The organism is Acinetobacter sp. WCHAc060033, assembly GCF_004209125.1.
GTDB classification, from domain to species: domain Bacteria; phylum Pseudomonadota; class Gammaproteobacteria; order Pseudomonadales; family Moraxellaceae; genus Acinetobacter; species Acinetobacter wuhouensis.
In genome coordinates, this window is record NZ_SGSW01000136.1 from 1 (window position 1) to 1,596 (window position 1,596).

Annotated in this window: 2 protein-coding genes; both read left to right on the forward strand. The window is 43.7% G+C overall.

What is annotated here, in order from left to right; translation table 11 throughout:
• Window positions 1-1,119 (forward strand): efflux RND transporter periplasmic adaptor subunit (locus EXE10_RS20885; RefSeq protein ID WP_130114588.1); only part of this gene is annotated, 1,119 nt, incomplete at its 5' end.
• A 10-nt stretch (window positions 1,120-1,129) separates the two neighbouring features.
• On the forward strand, window positions 1,130-1,596 hold a 467-nt coding region (locus EXE10_RS20890), incomplete at its 3' end, for an efflux RND transporter permease subunit (protein ID WP_130114589.1).

Sequence of the window (1,596 nt, forward strand, 5' to 3'; positions counted from 1 at the left end):
GAAAAATCAAAGACACAAAATGTAGTCGCCAATGAAACAGAAACAATAGATGTGTCTGGTAATCAGATTTTAATTTCGCCCACACAGATTCAACAAGCAGGTATTCAATTACAAACTTTAGGACAAGCGACAAGAGATGTACAATTCGCACTGACTTTGCAGGGGCAAGCGCAGTGGTCACCTCAAAGTAAAGTGGTTTTAACCAGTCCTGTAGCGGGGATAGTGCAACAGGTACTAGTGCAACCTTTAGCAGAAGTGGGTTTACACAGTCCTGTACTGGCCATTCATAGCCCTGATTTAATTCAGATTCAAAATGAAATTTTACAAATTCGTGCACAACTGCAATTGGCCAGCCAAAATTTGGCACGTGAACGCAGTTTATATGCTGAAGGGATTATTGCTGAAAAACGTGTACAGGAAGCCCAGAATGTAGTGCAACGACTGAATATTGATTTGAGTGCCAAGCAACGCATGTTGCAGTTTATGGGAGGAAGTAGCAGTCAGGGACTGAATTCCGTAGTGTATGTCAAAAGTCCAGCCAGAGGCAGTGTAGAAAGTTTACAGGTATCTGCAGGTCAGTATGTAGAAACCGGTGCAGTACTGGGCCAGTTGGTGAATAGTGATCTACCTTTGCAATTAATGCTGCAAGCCCCTTTAGCGGATAGCAAATATATCCAGATTGGCGATTTGGTCAAAGTTGAGGGGTGTGAAATTACCGGGCAGGTACAACAAATTGCACCAGCACTTTCAGGCAATACGCAATCTCAAAATGTTCTAGTCCAAATGCAGGCCAAGGATAACTGTTTAAAAGTACAACAGTTTGTTAAAGCGAATATTCAAAGCCATAACCCGACAACAAAAACCGCATGGGTAATACCGAGTGCTGCCTTAACTTTAAAAGATAACAAGCACTTCATTTTTATCAAGAATCAAAATGGTTTCGTGGCAACGCCTGTGGAACTGGTGGGGGCGAACCAGCAGCAAAGTCATGTGATTGGAAATGCATTAAAACCTGGAATTCAAGTTGCTGTGCGGGGTGTCGAACGTCTAAAAGCCGTTTGGTCAGGTTTCGGTGCAGAGCAGGCACCACCTGCCAGCAGTAGCACTGCGGTGAATTGAGGTTAGGCACATGTTAAAACGTATTATTGCATTTTCACTGAGTCAACGAATCCTAATGCTGTTATTGGGTATGGCAATCAGTGTTGCGGGTTATTTGGCATTTACCAAATTGCCGATTGATGCCTTTCCCGATGTATCAAGCACACAGGTTCAAATTGTGATGAAATCTCCTGGCATGACGCCAGAAGAGGTGGAAAGCCGTATTGTGGTACCGATAGAACAGGAAATGTTGGGAATCCCTCATCAAACTGTACTACGTTCACAATCTAAATATGCTATTGCAATCATTACCCTGGATTTTGCAGAAGGGACAGATCCTTATTGGGCCCGACAACAGGTCAATGAGCGTTTGACTGGAGTCATGTCAGCTTTGCCTGGCAATGCCTCTGGCGGGATTGCGCCTATGACGACGCCATTAGGTGAATCTTTTATGTTCACTTTACATGGTCCTATGAGTGATATGGAAAAACGAACCTT